This window comes from Variovorax paradoxus EPS, assembly GCF_000184745.1.
Classification (GTDB): Bacteria; Pseudomonadota; Gammaproteobacteria; order Burkholderiales; family Burkholderiaceae_C; genus Variovorax; species Variovorax paradoxus_C.
The window spans coordinates 4,352,402-4,375,641 of the sequence record NC_014931.1 but is presented as its reverse complement, the minus strand read 5'-3'; the positions used below and the strand labels follow the sequence as shown (position 1 = coordinate 4,375,641).

Below are 23,240 nucleotides of genomic sequence, written 5' to 3'. Positions count from 1 at the left end.
GTCAGAGCTCCTTGCGAATATCGACCAGCCGGGTCAGGCCCCAGATGATCATCAGCACCACCGCCAGCAAAATCATCGCGTTGGCCGCGGCCAGCGGAAACTGCAGGTACGAGGTCTGCACCTGGATGATCTTGCCGATGGAGGCGATCTGCTGGCCGCCCATCACGCCGATGGTCACGAAGTCGCCCATCACGATGGTGATGACGAAGATCGAGCCGATCAGGATGCCGGTGCGCGACAGCGGCACCACCACGTTCCAGAGCGTCTGCCAGCCCGTGGCGCCCGCATCGTTCGCCGCTTCGAGCAGCGACCGGTCGATGCGCATCATGCTGTTGAAGATCGGCACGATCATGAACATCGTGTAGAGGTGCACGAAGGCCAGCACCACCGAGAAATCGGAGAACAGCAGCCACTCGACCGGCTGGCTCACCAGGCCCGTGCCCATCAGCCCCTGATTGACCAGGCCGTTGCGCCCCAAGAGCGGCACCCACGAGATCATGCGGATCACGTTCGATGTCCAGAAGGGCACGGTGCACAGCACGAACAGCACTGTCTGCATGGTCGAGGAGCGCACATGGAACGCGAGAAAGTACGCGACCGAAAACCCGATGAGCAGCGTGATGCCCCACACCAGCAGGCAGAACTTGAAGGTGCTCAGGTACGTGTTGAGCGTGACGCACAGGTCGCCGTTGTCGGTGAGGTGCGAGCACCCCTCGAAGAGGCTCAGGTAGTTGCGCAGCGTGATCGCGGGGATCAGCTCGTACTCGTTGAAATTCCACAGGCTGACCATCGCGACCAGCGCCAGCGGAATCAAGAAGAACAGAAGAAACACCAGCGCGAACGGCGCCGCCTGCCACCACGCCTTCACGGTGTGAAGCGGGTTGGCGGCAGCGGAGGCGCGGGTGGCGGGAGCGCTCACGGAATCGAAAGGGAAGTCAGGCCGCGACGAACTCGTTCCACTTGCGCACCATGTACTCGTTCTCGTCCATCACCGCGTTCCAGCAGGCGATGCCGCCCATGCGCTGCTCGTAGCTGCCGCCGTCGCGCACCGCGCCGGCCTTGGCGATCACGTCGCCTTGCGGGCTCTTGATGTCCTGCGCGGCGGGCTTGCCTTCCATCCAGTAGGCCCACTCGTAGGCTTCCATCTTGGTCTTGGCGGTGTCCAGCACGGCGCTGTAGTAGCCCTGGCGATTGAGGTACGCGCCGGCCCAGCCGTCGAGGAACCAGTTGATGAACTCGTACGCGCCGTCGAGCTTCTTGCCCGAGAGCGTGGCCGGCAGGCCGAAGCCCGAGGCCCAGGCGCGATAGCCTTCCTTCAGGGGCTGGAAGGTGCAGTCGATGCCCTTGCCGCGCACCGCGGTGACGGCCGGCGACCACATCGACTGGATCACCACTTCGCCCGAAGCCATGAGGTTGACCGACTCGTTGAAGTCCTTCCACAGCGCGCGGAACTGGCCGGCCTTTTTGGCCTCGATCAAGGTCTTGATCGTGAGGTCGATCTCGGCCTTGGTCATGTTGCCCTTGTCGGCGTACTTGTGTATGCCCTTGGCCTCCACCACCATCGCGGCGTCCATGATGCCGATCGAGGGAATGTTCAGGATGGCGGCCTTGCCCTTGAACTCGGGGTTCAGCAACTCGGCCCACGAGCCGATCGGGCGCTTGATGAGGTCGGGGCGAATGCCCAGCGTGTCGGCGTTGTAGGTGGTCGGAATCAGCGACATGAACTGCGACGGCGACTTCGCGAACGCCTTGCTCTTCTCGCCTTCGAGGTAAATCACCTTGATGGGCGCCGTGCCCTGGTCGCCGACCTTCTTGCCGCCCACTTCGCCCTTGGTGAAGAGCGAGGTGATCTTGGCGGCGTTTTTCACGCGATTGGTGTCGATGCCTTTCAGGTTGCCGGTCGGCACGATCTTCTTGAGCGAGAAGAACTCGGTGTCGATCAGGTCGAAGCTGTTGGGCGCGGTCACCGCGCGTTTGGTCACGTCGTCGGTGGTCACGGCCACGTACTGGATCTCGATGCCGGTGTCGGCCTTGAACTTCTCGGCGATCGCCTTGTCCTGGTTCACCGCGGTGCCCAAGTAGCGCAGCACGATCTTTTCCTGTGCATGCACGAAGGGCGCGATGCCCGTGGCCAGGATGCCGGCGGTGCCTTGCAGCAGGGCGCGGCGCTTGACGCCGGCGGACGAGTCGATGGGTTCGGTCATTGGCAAAGTCTCCGTGGAAGAAAAAGAGGCAAACGAGGGAGGGGGAAAAGAAGGAAAAAGAGGACTACGGCGCCACGGCGAGCGCGCGCGCGTCGGCTTCGGCCCACGACAGGCGAACCGTCTCGCCTTGCGCGTAGGGGCTCGCGAGAAAGGCGGCTTCGCCCAGCAGCACCGACACGTTGCGGCGCTCCGGCGCGGCGGCTTCCAACACCAGGCCGAGCAGCACGTAGGTGCCCTGGTATTCGACGTCGGTGATCGCGGCGGCCAGGCCATCGGCCTGCGAGTTCGCGGCGATCCGCATGTGGTCGTTGCGCACCGCAATCGGCCCGGCGAGCGTGTCGATCACGTTGTGGCCGCCCATGAAGCGCGCCACGAATTCGTTGGCGGGGTGGTTGTAGATCTCGTGCGGCGAGCCGACCTGCTCGATCACGCCGTGGTTCATCACCACCATCGTGTCGGCCAGCGCCATGGCTTCTTCCTGCGAGTGCGTCACGTGCACGAAGGTCAGGCCCAGTTCCTTCTGCCAGCGCCGCAGTTCGGCGCGCATCTGGATGCGCAGGAACGGGTCCAGCGCCGACAGCGGTTCATCGAGCAGCAGCACGCGCGGCTCGGTGATGAGCGCGCGCGCCAGCGCCACGCGCTGCTGCTGGCCGCCGGAGAGCTCGCCCGGCTTGCGCTCGGCCAAGTGGCCCATCGCGACGCGCGCCAGCAGGTCGCGCGCACGCTTCTGGCGCTCGGCCTTGCCGACGCCTTTCATCTTGAGGCTGAAAGCCACGTTGTCGGTGGCCGAGAGGTGCGGGAACAGCGCGAAGCTCTGGAACATCATCGCCGTGCCGCGCGCGGCGGCGGGCAGGTTGGTGATGTTGCGGTTGTCCAGGAGGATGTCGCCGCTGGTGACCGATTCATGCCCCGCGATCATGCGCAGCGTGGTGCTCTTGCCGCAGCCTGAGGGCCCCAGCAGGCAGCAATAACTGCCGCTGGCGATGCGCAGATCGATGGCGTCGACGGCGGCCGGCGTGCCGGGGGCGTAGCGCTTGCTGAGCGCGACGATCTCGACCGCGGCGGGCGGGAGCGGGGCGACGGCGTTCATTGCCGGGCGGAAAACGGGCTGGAGACAGGCATGCACGGTCTAAGCACGCTCCATGCCACGTAGGCCCCGGAACGGGGCGGCCACCAAGGCACCGCCTCAGGGCACCGCGTGGGTCAGCCTGCCGACCAAATCTCGATGGGGAGGCGGTGGCTGGTATGCGACCCGTTGCCCGGCGAGTCAGCTTTTTTGCGCGCCGCTCCGGCTTCTGTACAGCGTCGAGTGCGCTTCGGTGTACTCCTGCAGAGGCCCGAGGCGAACCTCGCTGGGCTCGAGCAATTGCGGCGGTTTCAAATAGACAAACGCCTCGACTTCGCACGCGGCGAGGTCGTCGACCCGCTGGATCGAGATTCTTCGCCGCACGTAGCCATCAGGCTCGCCGACCCTTTCGAGCAGATCCATTTCCCCCAGCCCGGCCGCGTCGATGTCGAAGAGCTGCCCCCGAACGTGATGGCCAAGGCCGGGCGAATCCATCATCCACGGGGAGAAGCGTTCACCGACCAGATGGAACGGAAATGCCAGCGCCGTGGCATATGTCCCCGGCACGCGAACGCCCGAGTTGCGGGAGAAGTTGGGAAACCCTTCCTTCAGCGTGCCGAACACGAACACCAGGCTGTTGGTCGTGCTCGCCATTCGCCTAGGTGCCGAACCGGTCCGCGCTCACCGGCAGCGCCGCCGCGGCCAGTCCGCGCAGCACGTCGCCCACCACGATCACCGCAGGGCTCGCGAGCCCGGCTTCGGCGATGCGTGCCTGCAGCCCGTCGAGCGTGGTCGCGATGTGGCGCTGGTGCGGCAGGCTTGCGTGCTGGACAACGGCAACGGGCGTGTCCCCCGGCAGGCCCTGCAGCAGCTCACGCTCGATGCGCGCCGCGCCCGCCACACCCATGTAGATCACCAGCGTGAGGCGCGCGTTGTGCGCCATCGCGGCGAGTGCGCGCCAGTCGGTCGGGTCATCCTGCGCACCCGCGCCGGTCTTGGCGTGGCCGGTGACGAACACCACGCCCTGCGCGTGGTCGCGGTGGGTGAGCGGCACGCCCAGCGAGGTCACGGCTGCGAGGCCGGCGGTGATGCCGTTGACCACCGCGCATGCGATGCCGGCTTCGCGCAGGTGCTCCACCTCTTCGCCGCCGCGTCCGAAGATGAACGGGTCGCCGCCCTTCAGGCGCACCACGGTTTCGCCCTCGCGCACCGCGGTGATCATCAGCCGCTCGATGAAGGCCTGAGGCGTGCTCTTGCAACCGCCGCGCTTGCCCACGTGCACGATGCGCGCGCCGGGGCGGGCATAGGCCAGGATTTCGTCGCTCACGAGGTCGTCGACCAGCAGCACCGTGGCGGCCTGGATCGCCTTCACGGCCTTGATGGTCAGCAATTCCGGGTCGCCGGGGCCGGCGCCCACCAGCGTGCAGCGGCCGGTGATGAGGGTGGATGCGTTGTTCATGCGTGGGATGCCAGTTGCTTGATGTGCCCGACCTGTGTGGCGATGGCTTCGGGCACGGGAAGCTCGCCATTCAATACGCGCCGCGTGTAATCGGCCGTGGTGGCGACGTCGATTTCCTTCGGAAGCCCAGGCACCTCGGTCGCGGTGCCGCTGGCCTGTGCCTGCAGTTCGGTGCGCACGCCGCAGAGGAAGCCGTCGATCTGCGCGGTGCGGCGCGGGTCGGAGACCACTTCGCCTTCGAGGCCGCGCGAGAGCAGGGCGGTGGTGCCCATGAGCTCGAAGGTCTCGGCCATGACGCGGGCGTATTCGGGGTGCGTGTAGCTGGCAACCACCACGGCCGGGCCGGCCGTGGGCTGCATCAGCTTGACCACGCTGTGGCCGGGGTTGCGCAGGCCGACGACGCGGCGCACGTCGAGCAGGCGCTTGAGCGCGGGGTTCAGCAGTTCGGTTGCGGCGAAGCCCACGGTGCCGCTCGCGATGGGCCCGATGTCGGTCATGGGCGGCACGTCTAGCGCGGCGAGCACGTTCGAGGCGAGCACGCGTGCCGTTTCGGTGGCGCTGCCATGCACCAGCACCGGAAGGCCTTCGCGGGCCAGCAGCAGCGCCAGCAAAGGGGTGAGCACCGGGAGCTTGCGCGCGCCGTTGTAGCTGGGCAGCACGATGAGCGGGCGGTCGCCGGCGGGAATGTGCTGCAGCCGCGCATGCGTGGCATCGAGAAAACCGGCCATCTCTTCGGGCGTCTCGCCCTTGATGCGCATCGCGAGGCAGAAGCCGCCGATTTCGAGGTCGGTGACGGTGCCGTCAAGCACCTGGCCGAACAGGTCGGTGGCCTGTTCGCGCGTGAGCGGCTTGGCGCCTCGCGCGCCGCGGCCGATTTCCTTGATGTATTGGCTGATTCCCATGGGTAGGCGGATTGTCCTGCAACGCTTATGCCGGAATGCGAGTCGGCTTATGCACTGGTTTTGCCCCTTCCCCCTCTGGGGGAAGGTTGGGATGGGGCGGGCAGAGCGCTCCATAGGTACGCCGCTTGCCCCCGCCCCGACCCTTGTATGTAGCAAAGTAGCGCTTGGCCGGCACAGGCCGATCGACCCAGGGTAGGCCTTCATGGTCATACCGAGGGGGAGCGAGGGTCGTGCCGGCCGACCTCGGTTCGTAGTGAACAGACAGCCCGAACGGTTGTGAGGTCTGAGAGACCGCATCGAACACAAGGAAGGGCGCTGTGTCATGAACGACGAAATCTTTATCGGTATCGACGTATGCAAGGCCTGGCTGGACGTGGCACAGGTGCCCGCCTTGGCTGCAGGTGAAGCCAGTGCATTTGCTTTGCGCGTGGACAACGAGGATGGTGCCCGTGCCGTTCTCGTGGAGCAACTCAAACGGCTGCGACCCACGCTGGTGGTGCTGGAAGCCACGGGTGGCTTTGAAACTGCGCTGGCAAGCCAGTTGTGCCTGGCCGGCGTTCCCGTGGCGGTGGTCAATCCGAAGCGGGTGCGCGACTTTGCCCGCGCCGCGGGCATCCTGGCCAAGACCGACAAGCTGGACGCGCAGGTGCTCGCGGTATTTGCCCAACGCATGCGCCCGCAGGTGCATGCACTGCCTGACGAGGCGCAGCAGGAACTTACCGAGCTGGTGGACCGGCGCGCGCAACTGGTGGCGATGCGAGCGCAGGAGAAGGCGCGCCTGACCACGGTCAAGCCGGTTGCGCGCAAGAGCGTGCGCGAGCACATCGCGTGGCTCGATGCACGCATCAGGCAGATCGAGCGTGACCTGGACGGGCGCTTGAAGGACTCGCCTCTGTATCGGCCCAAATACGACCTTCTGGACAGCGTGCCGGGCGTGGGACGGGTGACGATCACCACCTTGCTCAGCCGCATGCCCGAGCTGGGCACGCTGGAGAGAAAGCGCATCGCTGCGCTGGCGGGCGTCGCCCCGTTTGCCGACGACAGCGGCAAGCGCCGTGGCCAGAGGTACATCCAGGGCGGGCGCGCAGACGTGCGCTGCGTGCTGTACATGGCCGCGCTCAGCGCAGCGCGATGCAACCCCGTGATCAAGGCGATGTACGAGCGCCTGCGCGCTGCCGGCAAGCCCTTCAAGGTTGCCATCACCGCCTGCATGCGCAAGCTGCTCGTCATTCTCAACGCCATGCTCAAGTCCGAGCAGCCCTGGCGCACTGACCCGATTGCTCGGTAGGTATTGACACGGTTGCTCCCCCGGGGGGAGGGAGCAAGACACGCAGCTCATGGGGTCTCCGCCACGGCTTCGGACGGCACTATCCGCACCATGCGTTTGAGCTCCGGAATGCACGAGCCGCAGTTCGTGCCGCATTTCAGCGTGCCCTGCAGGGCGGCCAGCCGCTCGTCGGGCGTGCCGCTGCAGCGACCCAACTCGCCTTGAATGGCCAGGTCGGTCACGTTGAAGCAGGTGCACACCGGTTTTCCACGCGACTGCACCGCGAGCGGCGCGCGGGCGCCGGGGGAGAGCAGCAGGCGGCCATAGCTCTGCGCCGGCAGTTCTTCCCGCAGCAGCGTGGCGATCCAGGCTTCGGCGCTGGTGTCGCCTGCGAGCAAGAAGGCCTCGAGGCCCGCGCTCTGGTCGGCGCGGCGCACCAGCCGCACCGAACGGCGCTGGCCGCGGCGGCGATCGGCGTAGCGCAGGGTGTCGGCGCTTTGCAGGCCGAGCAGGGCTTCGATCTGTTCCAGCAGCGCATCGGCCGGCGCATCGTGCGCGGCCGCGCGGAACAGGAGGCCGCTGCGTTCGGCACCCGCCGCGTCCTGGGTGCTGCCCGAGAACGGCACGCAGGTGGCGAACGGAAACATCGCCATCAGCGGCTGCAGCGCGCGGTGCACCGCCAGTACCTCGTCGGTCGGGAGCCACGCCATCGTGAGCAGCGACCACGGCAGCTCGGCCTTGAGGATCTTCACCGCCGTGTGCTTGAGCTCGGGCTGTTTCGAGGTGGGGCAGTAGGCCGGCGTGGTGAGCGCGTTGATGCCGGCCAGCCGCGTGCCGGTCGACGAGCAGCCGCTCAGGTACTCCTCGCCCCAGTGCATCGCGACGAAGGCCTGGCTCAGGCCGATCTCGGTGCTGGCGCGCGCGGGCAGCAGGATCGAGCCGCGCTTGGATGTCAGGTGCACCAGGTCGCCTTCGCCGATCTGGCGCCGCGCCATGTCCTGCGGGTTCATCTGCACCACGGGCTCGGCCACATGGCCGAACAGGCGACCAACGGTGCCGGTGCGGCTCATGCCGTGCCACTGGTCGCGCAAGCGCCCGGTGTTCAGCGAGAAGGGGTAGCGCGCCTCGCGGGCCTCGGCCACGGGCTTGTAGGGCGTGTCGACGAAACGGGCGCGGCCGTCGGGCGTGGGGAACACGCCGTCTTCGTACAGGCGCGCGCGGCCGGTGGTCTCGCCTTCCTTCAGCGGCCATTGCTGCGGGCCGAGGTCGTCGAGCATCGCGTAGCTCAGGCCGGTGATGTCCAGGTCGCGCCCGCGTGTGGTCTCGCGGTGTTCGTTCCAGACCGATTCGGCGGTGTCGTACGGAAAGAGCGTGCCCGCGCGGCCGAGCCGCCGTTCGAGCCGGCGTGCGAAGTCGGTGGCAATCGACCAGTCGTGCCGCGTCTCGCCCGGCGCGGCGATGGCGGGGCGCACGCGCGAGATGCGGCGCTCGCTGTTGGTCACGCTGCCGTCCTTCTCGCCCCAGGTGGTGGCGGGCAGCAGCAGGTCGCCGAAGGCGCAGGTCGCGGTGGTGGAAAAGGCCTCCTGCACCACGACGAACTCGGCGCGCTCCAGCGCGCGGCGCACCGTCGCCTGATCGGGCATCGACTGGGCGGGGTTGGTGCAGGCGATCCACAGGGCTCGGATCTCGCCGTCGGCGGCGGCCTGGAACATCTCGACCGCGGTCTTGCCCGGCTTCTCCGGCACCGAGGGCACGCCCCAGAGCGCGGCCACCTCGGCGCGGTGCGCAGGGTTGGCGAGGTCGCGGTGCGCGCTCAGCAGGTTGGCGAGGCCGCCCACCTCGCGCCCGCCCATCGCATTGGGCTGGCCGGTGAGCGAGAACGGGCCGGCGCCCGGCTTGCCGATCTGGCCGGTGGCCAGGTGCAGGTTGATGAGCGCTGCGTTCTTCGCCGTGCCGCTGGAAGACTGGTTCAGGCCCTGGCAATAGAGGCTCAGCGTCGCAGGCGAGGTGGCGAAGAGCCGCGCGGCCTGGAGCAGATCGTCCTTCGAAATGCCGCAGACCTGCGCCACTTTGTCCGGCGTGCATTCGCGCACCGTGGCCTTGAGCGCATCGAAGCCGTTGGTGTGGGCCGCGATGTACTTCGCATCGGTCCAGCCTTCCCACAGCATCAGGTGCAGCATGCCGTGGAACAGCATCACGTCGGTGCCGGGCTGGATCGGCAGGAACAGGTCGGCGATCTCGACCGTGTCGGTGCGGCGCGGATCGGCCACCACGATCTTCAGCGCCGGGTTGGCCGCCTTCGCGTCCTCGATGCGGCGGAAAAGAATCGGGTGCGCCCACGCCGTGTTGCTGCCCACGATGAAGAGGCAGTCGGCATGCTTCAGGTCGTCGTAACAGGCCGGCGGCGCATCGGCCCCCAGCGTCTGCTTGTAGCCGGCGACCGCGCTGCTCATGCACAGGCGCGAATTCGTATCGACGTTGTTGGTGCCGACGAGGCCCTTGGCGAGCTTGTTGAAGACGTAGTAGTCCTCGGTCAGCAACTGGCCCGAGATGTAGAAGCCGACCGCATCGGGGCCGTGGTCCTGGATGACCTGTGCGAACTTGCCTGCCGCGTTGTCGAGCGCCGTGTCCCACGACACGGCCGTGGGTGCTTCGCCGCGCACGAGGCGTTGCAGCGGCTGCAGCAGCCGCGCCTGCCGCGTGACCGGCGCTGCGGCTGTCAGGTGCAGCGTCGAGCCCTTGGTGCAGAGGCGCCCGAAATTGGCAGGGTGGTCGGGATCGCCGCGCACGCCGGTGATCTGCGCGCCGTCGGATTCGATGATCACGCCGCAGCCGACGCCACAGTACGGGCAGGTGGAGCGGGTCTCTTGCACCATGAAGGAACTCAGCTTTCTTCGGTAGACAGGATCGCCATCGTGGCGAAGGGCTTCGGCCCGGCGACCGGGCGCTCCAGGTCGATGGCGTGCGTCGCCAGTTCACCGGCGTCCAGGTGCACGATGCCGCCTTCCACTTTCACAGCGAACTTCGGCGTGCAGCCTTCGTCGGGCGACTTGGCGCAGCCGTCGTCCAGCCCGAGGGTCCAGTTGTGCAGCGGGCAGGCCACGCTGGTGCCGAACACGATGCCCTGGCTCAGCGGGCCGCCCTTGTGCGGGCAGCGGTCGAGCAGCGCGAAGACCTGGTCCTCCGCGTTGCGGAACACGGCGACGTCCACGCCCGCGGGCCGCGCCACGCGGCGGGCGCCGAGAACGGGGATGTCGTCGATGCGGCAGATGGCTTTCCATTCGCTCATGGCACGCTTCCTTTCAGGCGGGGTGGATGGCATGGGCCGGCACCGTCAGCGGCGCGAACTGCCGCACGTCCACCGACGCCTCGGCCGATTCGAACCACGGATCGGGTTCGCCGTCGAGCGCGAACTGCAGTCGCTCCCAGAGCGTCTTGCGGCCTTCGGCGTCTTCGAGGATCTTCTTCTTCACGTAGTCCAGGCCCACGCGTCCGATGTAGTGCACCGTGCGCTCCAGGTACCAGCCTTCCTCGCGGTACAGCTGCAGGAAGGCGCCCGAATACTCCATCACCTCGGCGGCCGTCTTCACCTTCACGAGGAACTGCGCCACCTCGGTCTTGATGCCGCCGTTGCCGCCCACGTAGAGCTCCCAGCCCGAGTCGACGCCGATCACGCCCACGTCCTTGATGCCGGCCTCGGCGCAGTTGCGCGGGCAGCCTGAAACGGCGAGCTTCACCTTGTGCGGCGAGTACATGGCCCAGAGCGCGCGCTCCAGGTCCTTGCCCATCTGCGTCGAGTCTTGCGTGCCGAAGCGGCACCACTCGCTGCCCACGCAGGTCTTCACCGTGCGCAGCGACTTGGCGTAGGCAAAGCCCGAGGGCATGCCGATGTCCTTCCACACGCCTTCCAGGTCTTCCTTCTTCACCCCCAGCAGGTCGATGCGCTGGCCGCCCGTGACCTTGACGGTCGGGATCTTGTATTTGTCGGCCGCGTCCGCAATGCGGCGCAACTCGTCGGGCGTCGTGTGGCCGCCCCACATGCGCGGAATGACGGAGTAGGTGCCGTCCTTCTGGATGTTCGCGTGGCTGCGCTCGTTGATGAAGCGACTCTGCGGATCGTCCTTCGCCTCTTTCGGCCAAGTGCTGATCAGGTAGTAGTTGATGGCCGGGCGGCAGGTGGCGCAGCCGTTGGGGGTGCGCCAGCCCATGCCGCGGTACACGTCGTCGTGCGTGAGCCAGTGTTCCTTGCGGATCGCGTCGCGCGCGTCCTGGTGGCTCACGTCGGTGCAGCCGCAGATCGCCTTCTTCTTCGGTGTGGCCGAGTAGTCGCCGCCCGCGGTGAACATCAATATCTGCTCGACCAGCCCGGTGCACGAGCCGCAGCTGGCGCTGGCCTTGGTGTGCTTCTTCACCTCGTCGAGCGTGAACAGGCCCTTGTCCTTGATCGCCTTGCAGATGGTGCCCTTGGTCACGCCGTTGCAGCCGCACACCTCGGCGTCGTCGGGCATGCTCGCGGCCTTGCTGTGGCCCTCGTGGCCGGTATCGCCGATGTTCGATTCCCCGAACATCAGCTTGTCGCGGATGTCGTGCACGCTGCGGCCGTCTCGAAGCAGTTTGAAATACCAACTGCCATCGACCGTGTCGCCGTACAGGCAGGCGCCGACCAGCTTGTCGTCCTTGAGCACCAGCTTCTTGTAGACGCCGCCGAAGGGGTCGCTCATCACGATCTCCTCGGTGCCTTCGCCGCCCATGAACTCGCCGGCGCTGAAGAGGTCGATGCCGGTCACCTTCAGCTTGGTGGAGGTGAGCGAGCCCAGGTAGCGGCCGATGCCGAACTGCGCCAAGTGGTTGGCAGCCACCTTGGCCTGCTCGAACAGCGGCGCCACCAGCCCGTAGGCGATGCCGCGGTGCGCCGCGCATTCACCGACCGAGTAGATGCGCGCATCGGTCACGGTCTGCATGGTGTCGGTGACCACGATGCCGCGGTTGCAGTGCAGGCGCATCTTCTCGGCCAGCTCCACGTTGGGGCGAATGCCCACGGCCATGACCACAAGGTCGGCCGCGACCGCGGTGCCGTCCTTGAAGCGGATGCTTTTCACGCGGCCATCCTCGCCACCGACCATGTCCTGCGTCTGCACACCCATCAGGAATTTCAGGCCACGGTCTTCCAGCGATTTCTGCAGCAGCTTGCCCGCCACGTCGTCCAACTGGCGCTCCATGAGCCAGGGCATGACGTGCACCACCGTCACGTTCATGCCCCGCAGCATCAGGCCGTTGGCCGCTTCGAGGCCCAGCAGGCCGCCGCCGATGACCACCGCGTTCTTGTGCGTGCGGGCGGTCTCGATCATGTAGTCGGTGTCGGCGATGTCGCGGTAGGCGATCACGCCCTTCAGGTCCTTGCCGGGCACGGGCAGCATGAAGGGGTTGGAGCCGGTGCACATCAGCAGGCGGTCGTAAGGCGCCTCGGTGCCATCCTCGGCTCGCACGATGCGCTTGACGCGGTCGACCTCGACCACCTTCTTGCCGGCGTGCAGCGTGATGTGGTTGTCGCTGTACCACTCCCAGCTGTTGAGGACGATCTCGTCGACCGTCTGCTCGCCCGCGAGCACCGGCGACAGCAGGATGCGGTTGTAGTTGGGGTGCGGCTCGGCGCCGAAGACGGTGATGTCGTAGAGGTCGGGCGCGATCTTCAGCAGCTCTTCGAGCGTGCGCACGCCGGCCATGCCGTTGCCGACCATCACGAGTTTCATTTTTTTCTTCATGGGGCTGGACCTTTCCTCGAAATCAAGCGAATGAAGGCCCACGGCGCGCGTGGAGAATCGCGCCATGAGCTTTGAAGTGGACATCGGCTACAGCAGCCTGCGCGGACCCCGCGAGGTGAACGAGGACTTCGCCGGTGCCGTGCATGCGCCGCGCGGCGACGAGGCGCGCGGGCTCATCGCGGCGATTGCCGATGGCGTGTCCACCGGCGGTCGCGGCCTGGAGGCGGCGCAGACCACGGTGATGGGCCTTCTGGCCGACTACTTCGCCACGCCCGACACCTGGGAGCCGACCGCCGCGCTCGACCGCCTGATCGGCGCGCAGAACGCCTGGCTGGCCGACCACAACCGCCGCCGCGCGGGCAGCGCGACCGCGCTCACCACGCTCACCGCCCTGGTGCTGCACGGCCAGAGCTACACGCTGGCCCACGTGGGCGACACGCGCGCCTGGCGCGTGCGCGCCGATGGCGAGGTGGCCGTGCCACTCACGGCGGACCACGCCTTCGAGCATCCCGACATGCGCAGCCGGCTCACGCGCGCCATCGGCCTGGACGACCAGGTGCGCGTCGATTACGCGCAGGGCGACGTTCGCGTGGGCGACTGCTTCGTGCTGACCTCCGACGGCGTGCACGGCGCGCTCAAGCCGCAGCAGGTGGCTGCGCTCGCGCTGCAAGGCGATGCCGAAGCGGCGAGCGAGGCGCTGGTGAATGCGGCGCTCGACGCCGGCACGCGCGACAACGCGACCGCGCTGGTGATTCGCGTCGTCGGCCTTGATGCGCGACAACTGGACGACGAACTGGGCGACGGCCGCCGGCTCGCAGCGCCGCCGCTGCTGAAGGTGGGCGACGTGCTCGACGGCTATGTGGTCACCGGACTGGTGGCCGACACCGGCGTGCACCTGCTCTACCAGGCACGCCATCCGGCCACGCGCGAGTTGGTCGCGCTCAAGACGCTGCACCCCTCGCGCGCCAGCGACCCGCAGGAGCGCGCGATGCTCGCGCACGAAGCCTGGCTGGGCCAGCGCGTGGGCGAGGGCGGCGGTTTCGTTCGCGTGCACGAACGCGCGGAGAACGCGAGCGCGCTCTATATCGTGTTCGACTGGCACGGCGGCCGCACGCTGGAGCAGATGCGCAAGGCCGGCGCGCGCGGCACGGTGGCCGAGGTGGTCGCCGCGGCCATCGAGGTGACCAAGGCGCTCGGCCGGCTGCACCGCCACGGCGTGGTGCACCGGGACATCAAGCCCGGCAACCTGCACCTGGGCGACGATGGGCGCTGGCGCATCCTCGACCTGGGCGTGGCGCTGTCCGGACGCGAAGGCGCGGCCCAGCGCGAGCTGCATGCGGGCACGCCGAGCTACATCAATCCCGAGCAGTGGGAGGAGGGCGGTGTTGCGGATGCGGGCAGTGACCTGTTTGCGCTCGGCGCCACGCTGTACCAGTGGCTCGGCGGGCACCTGCCCTACGGCGAGATCGAGCCCTACCAGGTGGCGCGCTACCGGCGCGATCCGGTCGCGCTCTCGCGGTTGCGGCCCGATGTGCCGGTGTGGCTCGACCATCTCGTGCGCAAGGCGGTGGCCCGCGATCCACGCGAACGCTTCGAAACCGCCGAGGAGATGCTGCTCGCGCTGGAGCGCGGTGCCTCGCGCCCCGTCGGCGCGCCCATGGCCACGCCGCTCGCGCGCCGCGACCCGGTCATGCTCTACAAGGTCGCCCTCGGCGTGTCGTTGCTGTTCAACGCACTGCTCGTGGTGTGGCTGCTCTTCCTGCCACGCTGAAGACAACGACAGCCACCACCCCCGTTCGGGCTGAGCTTGTCGAAGCCCTGCTCGCGACGGGGACAGCCCTTCGACAAGCTCAGGGCGAATGGTGCGATATATCGACGCCGAGATCCGAACCCGTTCGGGCTGAGCTTGTCGAAGCCCTGCTCGCGATGGGAACAGCCCTTCGACAAGCTCAGGGCGAACGGATGGGCAGGTCATGCGGTTCTTCGTGCGGAGCTCGTGGAAGCGGAAGCCGGTGAAGTGCGCGCACGGCCACCCTTCTCGGCCCAGGTGCGCGTCCAGCGGATCTGCATGACGCGCATCACGCCCAGCATCGCCAGCGAGAGCGCGCCGAAGAAGACGAAGCCCCAGGTGTAGCTGCCCAGGTACTGCTTCGACAGGCCCATCGCGTTAGGCACGAGGCCGCCGCCGAGCGCGCCAATCTCGCCGATCATCGAGCCGGCCACCGCGGTGCTCAGCGGCCAGCGCAGCGGCACCAGCTGGAACAGCGCGCCGTTGCCCGCGCCCAGCGCGGCGAAGCACACGATCAGCAGCAGCGTGGTGAGCGCCAGCGAGCCTGCGGAAAAGCCGACGAGCACGAGGCCCACGGCCACCACCAGCAGCACCACGGTGAGCGTGTTCACGCCGCCCCAGCGGTCGGACAGCCACCCGCCCACGATGCGCACCGCCGCGCCCATGAAGGCCGCGAGCATCGTGAGCTGGCCCGCCTGCACCTTGCTCACGCCGAACTGGTCGTAGTAGTACGAGGGCAGGAAGGTGGTGAGGCCGATGAAGCCGCCGAAGGTCACGCCGTAGATCAGGCTGAAGACCCAGCCGTCTTTCTCGAAGAGGCAGGCGATGTGTTCGCGGAAGCTCGCGTGGCTGTCGACGTCGGGCGGCTCCTTGGCAAAGATCACCATGACGACCATCGGGATCAGGATCGCGACCGCGGCCACGCCGTACACCGCCTGCCAGCCCAGCCACAGCGCGAGCGGCGGCGCCACCAGCACCGACACCGCCGTGCCCACGTTGCCCGCGCCCACAAGGCCCATCGCCAGGCCCTTGTGCTGCGGCGGGAACCAGCCCGAGCCCAGCGATAGCGCCACGCCGAAGCTCGCGCCCGCAATGCCCAGCAGCACGCCCATGGCGAGCAGGTCGTTGAAGCTCTTGACGAAGAAGAAGCCGAACAGCATCGCCACCGCGATGAGGCCCATCTCGACCAGCGTGGCCCTCTTGCGGCCGATGTACTGCGAGAGGATGCCCAGCGGAAAGCGCATGAGCGCGCCCGCGATGATCGGCACCGACAGCATCAGGCCCTTCTGCGCGGGCGAGAGATCGAAGGTCTCGCCGATGAAGGGCGCCACGGCGCCGTTGAGCACCCAGATGCAGCAGGAGAACGAGAAGTACAGGAACGCCGCGAACAGCGTGGGACTGTGGCCTGACTGCAAGAAATTCCTGAAACCGGACATGGTGTTCAAAGGTGCAAAAGGCCGCGGCGCGACCTGGGGGAGGTCGTGTCGACGGACAGGGTTGGGGTCGGGGTGCCGGCAGCGGACGCTGTCGACGTGGGGGTGTGTCCGGCCTGTGCGTGGCCGGACGGGTTGCAGGAGCCTGCAGCCTCACCAAAGCGGTGCTTCGTTACACCGCATCCCCTTCGTTGCAAGAGGCGTGCCCGCGAGATTCCACGGGTACGCGCGCGGGCGTGGCCTATGCTTGCCGTGCCTTCCGACACCCCGCCATGACTTCCCTTCTTCTCGTCCTGCCCAATGAATTCGATGCCTCCGCGCCCTTGCCGGAGCCGCTGCGCCAGGGGCTCGCGGATGCCGGCGCCACGGTGATCGGGCGCGCCACCTGCCGCACGCTGGTGCAGCAGGCCGGTGCGCTTGCACCGCAACAGGTGCTGGCCTGCCTGCCCGATGCGGTGCAGCTGCAGGCGTTGCGCGATGCGCTGCAGCGCTGGAACGGCGTGCCGCCCTGCGCGGTGAGCGTGGCCAGTGCGCCGCTGGAGGGCGCGCAGCACGAGGCGCTGGTTGCGCTCGGCGTGCATGCATGGGCGCCGCTCGATGCGTTGTCGATTCCCGCATTGCTGGCCCGCGCGCAGGCCCGTTGGACGCGCGAAGCCGCGCTGCGCACCGAACTCGACAACCTGCGCACCCGCATGGACGAGCGCAAGTGGGTCGATCGCGCCAAGGGTCTCCTGATGTCCGCGCGCGGCATCGGCGAGGACGAGGCCTTCGGCCTGCTGCGCGGCGCGGCGATGCACGCGAACCTGCGGCTGGGCGAAGTGTCTCGCTCGGTCATCGAGGCCGCGCAGTGGGCCGAGGCGATCAACCGCGCGGGGCAGTTGCGCATGCTGTCGCAGCGGCTGGTGCGGGTGGCGGCGCAGCTGCTCGCCGGCATCGACGTGCAGCGCGCGCGGGTCCTGCGCACGCAATCCACCGAGCGGGTGCAGCAGAACCTGGATCACCTGTCGGCCCTCGACCTGGGCACTGCCGGCGTGCGTGCGCTTGCCGAGGTGCAGGCGGCATGGAATGGGTTGAGCACGGCGCTGCCCGTGAAGCCCACGTCGCAGGCGCTCGCGGAGATCGATGCGCGCGGCGAGGCGCTGCTGCTCGCGGCCGAAGCGATGACCGAGGCGCTGGAGGCATCGGGTGCACGGCGCGCGCTGCGCATCGTCAACATCTGCGGGCGGCAGCGCATGCGGGCGCAGCGGCTGGCGAAAGATGCGTTGCTGGCTTCGACGCTTGCCGCAACCGCTTCGCGCGACCGGCTGCTGCCGACCATGAACGAGTTCGAAGCCGCGCTCGTGGAACTGGAGCGCGCGCCCCTCAGTTCACCCGAGATCCGCGCCGGCTTGGCGACTGCGCGCGACGAATGGCTGCGCCTGGTCGGCGGCGTGCAGGCGCTCGACAGCCCCGAAGGTCGCGCCACGCTGGTTCGCTCCAGCGAAGCGCTCGTCGACACCTTCGAGCGCCTCACCGCCTGGTACGAGCACAGCCTGCAGGTCATCATGTCCTGACGCCGGTTGTGCGGCACCTGCTGGGTCAGGCCGCGACCTTCTCCACATGCGCCTGGCGCGTGTAGAGGAAATCGATCACCGCCTTGCGCGCATGCACATAGGCCGGGTCTTCGGCCAGCTCGACACGGTTGCGCGGGCGCGCGATGTCCACCGCCAGCACGTCGCCGATGGTGGCGGCCGGACCGTTGGTGAGCATCACGATGCGGTCGCTCAGCAGCACGGCCTCGTCGACGTCGTGCGTGACCATGACGACGGTGCTGTGTGTCTTCTGCACGATGGCGAGCAGTTCGTCCTGCAGCTTGGCGCGGGTGAGGGCGTCGAGCGCGCCGAAGGGCTCGTCCATCAGCAGCACCTTGGGTTCCATCGACAGCGCGCGCGCGATGCCCACCCGCTGCTTCATGCCGCCGGAGATTTCACCGGGCCGCTTCTGCGCGGCGGGCGTGAGGCCGACCAGCGCGAGCGCCGCGTCGGTGCGCTGGCGCAGTTGCGCCTTGCTCTCGGTGGCGGCGAACACGCGCTCGACCGCGAGGTACACGTTCTCGAAGCAGGTGAGCCAGGGCAGCAGCGAGTGGTTCTGGAACACGACGGCGCGTTCAGGGCCAGGCCCTTTGATTTCGCGGTTCGCGCACAGCAGCACGCCTTGCGTCGGCGTCGTCAGCCCGGCGATCAGGTTCAAGAGCGTCGACTTGCCGCAGCCTGAGTGCCCGATGAGCGTGATGAACTCGCCCTTCGCAACGTTCAGGTTGATATCGCGCAGTGCGAGAAAGCTCCCCTTGGCCGTCTTGAAGCGCTGCTCGACGTCGCGGATCTCGATGTACTTGCTGTCGTCGTTCATGACTTCACCTCTTCGAACGTGAACGCAGTGGCCAGCTTGATGAGCGCGAACTCCAGCACCAGCCCGACGATGCCGATCACGAAGATCGCGATGATGATGTTGGCGACGTTGAGGTTGTTCCACTCGTCCCACACCCAGAAGCCGATGCCGACGCCGCCGGTCAGCATCTCGGCCGCGACGATCACGAGCCATGCGGTGCCGACCGCGAGGCGCACGCCGGTGAGCATGTAGGGCAACACGGCGGGGAAGAGGATCTTGGTGAGGATCTTCCATTCGGAAAGATTGAGCACCTTCGCCACGTTCATGTAGTCGCTCGGCACGCGCTGCACGCCCACGGCGGTGTTGATGACCATCGGCCAGATCGAGCAGATGAAGATGGTCCAGATAGCCGCCGGGTTCGCGCCCTTGAACACCAGGAGGCCAATGGGCAGCCACGCGAGCGGCGACACCGGGCGCATCAGGCTGATGAGCGGATTGAACATGCGCGCGAGGAACTCGAAGCGTCCGATAGCGAAGCCCGCCGGAATGCCGACCAGCGCCGCGAGGCCGAAGCCCAGCGCCACGCGCTGCAGCGACGAGAGCACGTTCCAGCCCACGCCCTGGTCGTTCGGGCCCTTGCTGTAGAACGGATCGCTGAACACCGTCAGCGCCTGCTGCCAGGTGGCGAGCGGTGTGGGAAAGCCGGTGGTGCTCTTCATGGCGACCAGCTCCCAGATCAAGAGCAGCAGGCCGAAGCCTGCGAGCGGCGGCAGCACGCGCATCCAGAAGGCGCGCAGGTCGATGGGCGTGCGTTGTTTTTGCTCCCTCTCCCCTTTGGGGAAAGGGTTGGGGTGAGGGGCAGCCTCAATACGGGGCACGCCCTCACCCCGGCCCTCTCCCGCACGCGGGAGAGGGAGAGATGCGTCCATCGGCGAATGAAATACAGCGCTGACCATGGTGCGTTTCTCCTCAGACATGCAGCTTGAAAGACTCGGCGTACTTCTTCGGGTCCTTGCCGTCCCACACGGAGCCGTCGAAGAGCTTGCTGGTGCGCATCACGTCCTTGGGCACGGGCGTCTGCGTGGCGGCGGCGGCCTGCTTGTAGATGTCGATGCGGTTGATCTCGGTGGCCACCTTCAGGTAGTCCGGATGCTCCTTCAAGAGGCCCCAGCGCTTGTGCTGCGTGAGGAACCACATGCCGTCCGAGAGGTAGGGGAAATTCACCGCGCCGCCGTTGTAGAACTTCATGTGGTTCGGGTCGTCCCAGCTCTTGCCGAGGCCATTGGTGTAGCGGCCCAGGATGCGCTGGTTGATCGCGTCCACGCTGGTGTTGACGTAGCTCTTGTCGGCGATGGTCTCGGCCATCTTGTTCTTGTTCTGCAGGCCGGTGTCGATCCACTTGCTGGCTTCGAGAATCGCGGCGGTCACGGCGCGTGCGGTGTTGGGGTACTTCTTCGTGAACTCGGCGGTGCAGCCGAGCACCTTCTCGGGGTGGTCCTTCCAGATGTCCTGCGTGGTGATGGCGGTGATGCCGATGCCGTCCATGATCGCGCGCTGCCCCCAGGGCTCGCCCACGCAGTACCCGTCCATGTTGCCTACGCGCATGTTGGCCACCATCTGCGGGGGCGGCACGGTGATGTTCTTCACGTCCTTGAACGGGTCGATGCCGGCCGAGGCGAGCCAGCAGTAGAGCCACATCGCATGCGTGCCGGTGGGGAAGGTCTGCGCGAAGGTGTATTCGCGCTTCTCGGTGGCGATGAGCTTGGCGAGCGAGGGAGCATCGACCGCGCCCTTGTCGGCCAGCTTCTTCGAGAGCGTGATCGCCTGGCCGTTGTTGTTGAGGGTCATGAGCACGGCCATGTCCTTCTTCGGGCCGCTCAGCCCCAGGTGCATGCCGTAGACCAGCCCGTAGAGCACGTGCGCCATGTCGATGTCGCCGTTGGAGAGCTTGTCGCGCACGCCGGCCCAGCTGGCTTCCTTGCTGGGGACGATCTTCACGCCGTACTTCTTGTCGATGCCCAGCACCGAGGCCATCACCACGCTCGCGCAATCGGTCAGCGGGATGAAGCCGATCTTCACTTCTTCTTTTTCGGGCTTGTCGGAGCCCTGGGCCCAGACGGCGGCGCGCAGCGCGGGGTCGATGCCCACGGCGCCGATGGCGGCGGCTTGCAGTACGCGGCGGCGGCTGAGGCGGATTGTCAGCAGGTCGGTCATGAGGGCGGGCTCCGGTTGAAGAACGAACAAACAAAAAAAGCAAAGTCGAAAACAAAAAAAGGCGTCCCGACCACGCAGGGGCTGCTCGCGAACGAGCCCTTGCGGGATGGGGACGCCTTTGTCCGGTTCGGTGGGAGACACCCGCCGTTGGGTGCCGCCTGCCTGAAGACCACGAAGGTCTTATGTACTCACCTACGCAAACTGCGTGCCAGTAATCGTGGGATGTGCGGTGCTATCGAAAAAGTAGCTCGAGCGCACGGTGTGTGCAGGGAGAAGTGCCGCCGGGTCTCACCGGCCATCGAAAGCACGTTTTTGTGCGTTGCACCAAGTTGAAACGCTTTCAGCGCGGCCCGCGGGCATCGGGCATCGGCAGGTAGTCGGCCATGGCGAGCATCGACTCCGCCACGTCGACCAGCCGGCGCTTCTGGTTCATGGCGGTCTGGCGCAGCATCTTGTGGGCCTCGTCCTCGCTCAGGCGCCGATGCGCCATCAGCAGGCCCTTGGCGCGTTCGACCACCTTGCGCTCGTTGAGCGAGGCGCGCACGGTCTGCAACTCGTCGCTCATGGCCTGCAGGCGCTGCGACTGCTCCTGGACCATGTCGAGCACCGAGCGCTCCAGCCCGCGGCCGTAGGGGGCGGGCGCCACGGCCTGGGTGCCGGCATCGTCGAAGAACAGGGCGCCGCCGGACTGCGGTGCCAGCGTGCCGAGCAGTTGCTGGTAGGCCTCCAGGTCGGTGCGCGCCTGCGCGGTCTTGCGGTTGCAGAGGGCGCGCAGGTCGGCGGCGAGGCGGTCTTCGACCCTGCGCATCGCGTCGATGCGGCGGGTACAGCAGTCGAACCAGTCCTGGCTCAGCTGGCTGTATTGCGCGTCCGGCGCCGCGGCCAGCGTGGTGCCGATGCGGCGCAGGCGCTCGAGCTCGGCCATGGTGGCGTCGGCCTCGCTTTCGCGCCACAGCACCTGCACCTCGTCGCTCGAGAAATCGGTGAAGACGTGAAAGCAGCGCTCCTGCGATTCGATGAGGTGCAGCCACTGCACGCGCTGCGCCTCGTTGCTGCGGCCCAGCGCCAGCGTGGCGGCGCCGAAGGCGCGCTCCTGGCCCGCGAACTCCTTGCCCTGCATGAAGTTGAACATCGCGACCAGGAGGCGCGAGATCTCGGGGTCGGTGGCGCCGTCGGCCGCCTCGAACACCACGGCCAGCAGGCCGGCGACGAGCTTGGCGAAGGCCGCGGTCGATTGCGCCGGTGCGAGTTCCAGCGCGCCGACGCGCGCGCGCAGCGCGGGCAGGGCGTCCAGCCCCGGCAGCACCCAGGCGATGCGGCTGAACAGGCGCGCGCTGTTGCCGGCGCTTGCACGTTGGCGGGCCTCGGTTTCCAGCTGGTCGAATCCGTTGCGCACCGCCTCCTCGAGCGCCTGGCATTCGGCGATCTGCGGAACGCGCTGGTCGGCAAAGCGCTGGCCGTGCGAGGCGAGGAACACGTTCGACATGCCGCGCTCGCGCTGCAGCGCATGCACCAGCCGGCCGATCAGGCCGACCAGCTCGCTGGTGCGCGCGAGCTGGTCGAGCTCGTCGATTTCGCACTGGCGGGCGGCGATGAGGAAATGCAGGCCGGATTTCATGGTGGGTGGGGAAGGGGGCGCACACCGTCGCTGCAACATCCGTGCCTTGCCCCTTTGCGGGCGTCGCTTGCAGGCGCCACCTACACTCGCCGCATGCTCTTGTTGGGAATCGAATCATCCTGCGACGAGACCGGCGTGGCGCTGGTCGAGTCGCACGGCGACGCGCTGCCGGTGCTGCTTTCGCACGCGCTGCACAGCCAGATCGCAATGCACCAGGCCTACGGCGGCGTGGTGCCCGAACTGGCCAGTCGCGATCACATCCGCCGCGTGCTGCCGCTCACTGAAGCCGTGATGGCCGAGGCCGGGCGCTCGCTGAAAGAAATCGACGTGGTGGCCTATACGCGCGGGCCGGGCCTTGCAGGCGCGCTGCTCGTGGGCGCAGGCGTGGCTTGCGCGCTGGGCGTGGCGCTCGGCAAGCCGGTGCTGGGCGTGCATCACCTCGAAGGGCATCTGCTGTCGCCGTTTTTGAGTGCCGATCCGCCGGAATTTCCGTTCGTCGCGTTGCTGGTGTCGGGTGGCCACACCCAGCTGATGCGGGTCGACGGCGTGGGCCGCTACGAGCTGCTCGGCGAAACCATCGACGATGCCGCGGGCGAGGCCTTCGACAAGAGCGCCAAGCTCATGGGCCTGCCGTATCCCGGCGGCCCGTGGCTCGCGAAGCTGGCCGAAGGCGGTAGCGCGACGGCGTTCAAGCTGCCGCGGCCGCTGCTGCACAGCGGCGATCTCGATTTTTCATTTGCGGGCCTGAAGACCGCGGTGCTGACGCAGGCCAAGAAGCTCGGCGACCAGCTGGAGGCGAACAAGGCCGATCTCGCTGCATCCACGCAGGCGGCCATCGTCGAGGTGCTGCTGAAGAAGTCGCTTACCGCGCTCGACCAGACCGGGCTCAAGCGCCTGGTGGTGGCCGGTGGGGTGGGCGCGAACAAGAATTTGCGTGAGCAACTGAATGCGGCGTGCGCCAAGCGCAAGGTGCGCGCGCACTACCCCGAGCTGCACCTGTGCACCGACAACGGCGCCATGATCGCCATGGCCGCCGCGATGCGCCTTCAATCTGGCCTGTCGCAGGCCAGCGAGCGCTACGCCTTCGACGTCAAGCCGCGATGGCCGATGGCCTCGCTGACCGCCGAGGCTCAGCCGCTGCCCGAGGCGGTGTAAAGAA

18 protein-coding genes are annotated in these 23,240 nt (G+C 67.5%); 4 read left to right on the top strand and 14 right to left on the bottom strand.

What is annotated here, in order from left to right; translation table 11 throughout:
- Position 1: 1 nt before the first annotated feature.
- The 6 genes from VARPA_RS20220 to ybiB form a co-directional block, all read right to left on the bottom strand.
- Positions 2–919: an ABC transporter permease gene (locus VARPA_RS20220; RefSeq protein WP_013542437.1), complete on the bottom strand. Its 918-nt coding sequence runs from the start codon at positions 917–919 to the stop codon at positions 2–4.
- 16 nt (positions 920–935) lie between these two features.
- Positions 936–2,204, bottom strand: a complete 1,269-nt coding sequence (locus tag VARPA_RS20215; protein WP_013542436.1) for an ABC transporter substrate-binding protein — start codon at positions 2,202–2,204, stop codon at positions 936–938.
- A 64-nt stretch (positions 2,205–2,268) separates the two neighbouring features.
- Entirely contained in the window at positions 2,269–3,294 is a 1,026-nt protein-coding gene (locus VARPA_RS20210; RefSeq protein ID WP_013542435.1) for an ABC transporter ATP-binding protein, read from the bottom strand.
- A 177-nt stretch (positions 3,295–3,471) separates the two neighbouring features.
- Positions 3,472–3,924 carry a gamma-glutamylcyclotransferase family protein gene (locus VARPA_RS20205; protein ID WP_013542434.1) on the bottom strand — a complete coding sequence of 151 codons (453 nt, stop codon included), beginning with the start codon at positions 3,922–3,924 and terminating at the stop codon, positions 3,472–3,474.
- A gap of 4 nt (positions 3,925–3,928) precedes the next feature.
- Positions 3,929–4,729 carry a uroporphyrinogen-III C-methyltransferase gene (gene cobA / locus VARPA_RS20200; RefSeq protein ID WP_013542433.1) on the bottom strand — a complete coding sequence of 267 codons (801 nt, stop codon included), beginning with the start codon at positions 4,727–4,729 and terminating at the stop codon, positions 3,929–3,931.
- Entirely contained in the window at positions 4,726–5,631 is a 906-nt protein-coding gene (gene ybiB, locus VARPA_RS20195; RefSeq protein WP_013542432.1) for a DNA-binding protein YbiB, read from the bottom strand. The genes cobA and ybiB overlap by 4 nt, the downstream gene beginning before the upstream one ends.
- A 322-nt stretch (positions 5,632–5,953) precedes the next feature.
- On the opposite strand from ybiB, the gene VARPA_RS20190 reads away from it, so the two are divergent.
- A complete protein-coding gene (locus VARPA_RS20190; RefSeq protein ID WP_013541048.1) occupies positions 5,954–6,919 on the top strand; it encodes an IS110 family transposase in 966 nt (321 codons plus the stop codon).
- 47 nt (positions 6,920–6,966) lie between these two features.
- On the opposite strand, the gene VARPA_RS20185 is transcribed toward VARPA_RS20190, so the two are convergent.
- From VARPA_RS20185 to nirB, 3 genes are read right to left on the bottom strand one after another with little or no spacing between them, the layout of a single operon-like run.
- Positions 6,967–9,771 (bottom strand): nitrate reductase, encoded by a 2,805-nt coding sequence (locus VARPA_RS20185; RefSeq protein WP_041943884.1) that lies wholly within the window; start codon positions 9,769–9,771, stop codon positions 6,967–6,969.
- A gap of 11 nt (positions 9,772–9,782) precedes the next feature.
- Positions 9,783–10,187 (bottom strand): nitrite reductase small subunit NirD, encoded by a 405-nt coding sequence (nirD, locus tag VARPA_RS20180; protein WP_013542430.1) that lies wholly within the window; start codon positions 10,185–10,187, stop codon positions 9,783–9,785.
- A 13-nt stretch (positions 10,188–10,200) separates the two neighbouring features.
- Complete coding sequence (gene nirB, locus VARPA_RS20175; RefSeq protein ID WP_013542429.1) at positions 10,201–12,660, bottom strand: nitrite reductase large subunit NirB; 2,460 nt, start codon at positions 12,658–12,660, stop codon at positions 10,201–10,203.
- A 64-nt stretch (positions 12,661–12,724) separates the two neighbouring features.
- Here nirB and VARPA_RS20170 point away from each other — a divergent pair, with 64 nt between their 5' ends.
- Positions 12,725–14,431, top strand: coding sequence for a bifunctional protein-serine/threonine kinase/phosphatase (locus VARPA_RS20170; RefSeq protein WP_013542428.1), 1,707 nt, complete (start codon positions 12,725–12,727; stop codon positions 14,429–14,431).
- 200 nt (positions 14,432–14,631) lie between these two features.
- On the opposite strand, the gene VARPA_RS20165 is transcribed toward VARPA_RS20170, so the two are convergent.
- A complete protein-coding gene (locus tag VARPA_RS20165; protein WP_013542427.1) occupies positions 14,632–15,885 on the bottom strand; it encodes an MFS transporter in 1,254 nt (417 codons plus the stop codon).
- Positions 15,886–16,154: 269 nt separating this feature from the next.
- Here VARPA_RS20165 and VARPA_RS31850 point away from each other — a divergent pair, with 269 nt between their 5' ends.
- Positions 16,155–17,435: an ANTAR domain-containing protein gene (locus tag VARPA_RS31850; RefSeq protein WP_013542426.1), complete on the top strand. Its 1,281-nt coding sequence runs from the start codon at positions 16,155–16,157 to the stop codon at positions 17,433–17,435.
- A 25-nt stretch (positions 17,436–17,460) separates the two neighbouring features.
- Here the strand turns inward: VARPA_RS31850 and VARPA_RS20155 are convergent, their stop codons facing one another.
- The 4 genes from VARPA_RS20155 to VARPA_RS20140 form a co-directional block, all read right to left on the bottom strand.
- Positions 17,461–18,270 (bottom strand): ABC transporter ATP-binding protein, encoded by an 810-nt coding sequence (locus tag VARPA_RS20155; protein WP_013542425.1) that lies wholly within the window; start codon positions 18,268–18,270, stop codon positions 17,461–17,463.
- A complete protein-coding gene (ntrB, locus tag VARPA_RS20150) occupies positions 18,267–19,205 on the bottom strand; it encodes a nitrate ABC transporter permease (protein ID WP_013542424.1) in 939 nt (312 codons plus the stop codon). The genes VARPA_RS20155 and ntrB overlap by 4 nt, the downstream gene beginning before the upstream one ends.
- A 13-nt stretch (positions 19,206–19,218) precedes the next feature.
- On the bottom strand, positions 19,219–20,463 hold the full coding sequence (locus VARPA_RS20145) for a CmpA/NrtA family ABC transporter substrate-binding protein (RefSeq protein WP_013542423.1): 1,245 nt from the start codon (positions 20,461–20,463) through the stop codon (positions 19,219–19,221).
- A gap of 340 nt (positions 20,464–20,803) precedes the next feature.
- Positions 20,804–22,081, bottom strand: coding sequence for a nitrate regulatory protein (locus VARPA_RS20140; protein WP_013542422.1), 1,278 nt, complete (start codon positions 22,079–22,081; stop codon positions 20,804–20,806).
- A gap of 93 nt (positions 22,082–22,174) precedes the next feature.
- On the opposite strand from VARPA_RS20140, the gene tsaD reads away from it, so the two are divergent.
- Positions 22,175–23,236 carry a tRNA (adenosine(37)-N6)-threonylcarbamoyltransferase complex transferase subunit TsaD gene (tsaD, locus tag VARPA_RS20135; protein WP_013542421.1) on the top strand — a complete coding sequence of 354 codons (1,062 nt, stop codon included), beginning with the start codon at positions 22,175–22,177 and terminating at the stop codon, positions 23,234–23,236.
- Positions 23,237–23,240: the final 4 nt, after the last annotated feature.

Excerpts from the sequence above, each read along its gene's own strand:
- VARPA_RS20145 (WP_013542423.1), bottom strand. The coding sequence starts at position 20,463 with ATGACCGACCTGCTGACAATCCGCCTCAGCCGCCGCCGCGTACTGCAA.
- VARPA_RS20155 (WP_013542425.1), bottom strand. The coding sequence starts at position 18,270 with ATGAACGACGACAGCAAGTACATCGAGATCCGCGACGTCGAGCAGCGC.
- nirD (WP_013542430.1), bottom strand. The coding sequence starts at position 10,187 with ATGAGCGAATGGAAAGCCATCTGCCGCATCGACGACATCCCCGTTCTC.
- VARPA_RS20165 (WP_013542427.1), bottom strand. The coding sequence starts at position 15,885 with ATGTCCGGTTTCAGGAATTTCTTGCAGTCAGGCCACAGTCCCACGCTG.
- ybiB (WP_013542432.1), bottom strand. The coding sequence starts at position 5,631 with ATGGGAATCAGCCAATACATCAAGGAAATCGGCCGCGGCGCGCGAGGC.
- ntrB (WP_013542424.1), bottom strand. The coding sequence starts at position 19,205 with ATGGTCAGCGCTGTATTTCATTCGCCGATGGACGCATCTCTCCCTCTC.
- nirB (WP_013542429.1), bottom strand. The coding sequence starts at position 12,660 with ATGAAGAAAAAAATGAAACTCGTGATGGTCGGCAACGGCATGGCCGGC.
- VARPA_RS20215 (WP_013542436.1), bottom strand. The coding sequence starts at position 2,204 with ATGACCGAACCCATCGACTCGTCCGCCGGCGTCAAGCGCCGCGCCCTG.
- VARPA_RS20190 (WP_013541048.1), top strand. The coding sequence starts at position 5,954 with ATGAACGACGAAATCTTTATCGGTATCGACGTATGCAAGGCCTGGCTG.
- VARPA_RS20205 (WP_013542434.1), bottom strand. The coding sequence starts at position 3,924 with ATGGCGAGCACGACCAACAGCCTGGTGTTCGTGTTCGGCACGCTGAAG.
- VARPA_RS20170 (WP_013542428.1), top strand. The coding sequence starts at position 12,725 with ATGAGCTTTGAAGTGGACATCGGCTACAGCAGCCTGCGCGGACCCCGC.
- tsaD (WP_013542421.1), top strand. The coding sequence starts at position 22,175 with ATGCTCTTGTTGGGAATCGAATCATCCTGCGACGAGACCGGCGTGGCG.
- VARPA_RS20140 (WP_013542422.1), bottom strand. The coding sequence starts at position 22,081 with ATGAAATCCGGCCTGCATTTCCTCATCGCCGCCCGCCAGTGCGAAATC.
- cobA (WP_013542433.1), bottom strand. The coding sequence starts at position 4,729 with ATGAACAACGCATCCACCCTCATCACCGGCCGCTGCACGCTGGTGGGC.
- VARPA_RS20210 (WP_013542435.1), bottom strand. The coding sequence starts at position 3,294 with ATGAACGCCGTCGCCCCGCTCCCGCCCGCCGCGGTCGAGATCGTCGCG.
- VARPA_RS31850 (WP_013542426.1), top strand. The coding sequence starts at position 16,155 with ATGACTTCCCTTCTTCTCGTCCTGCCCAATGAATTCGATGCCTCCGCG.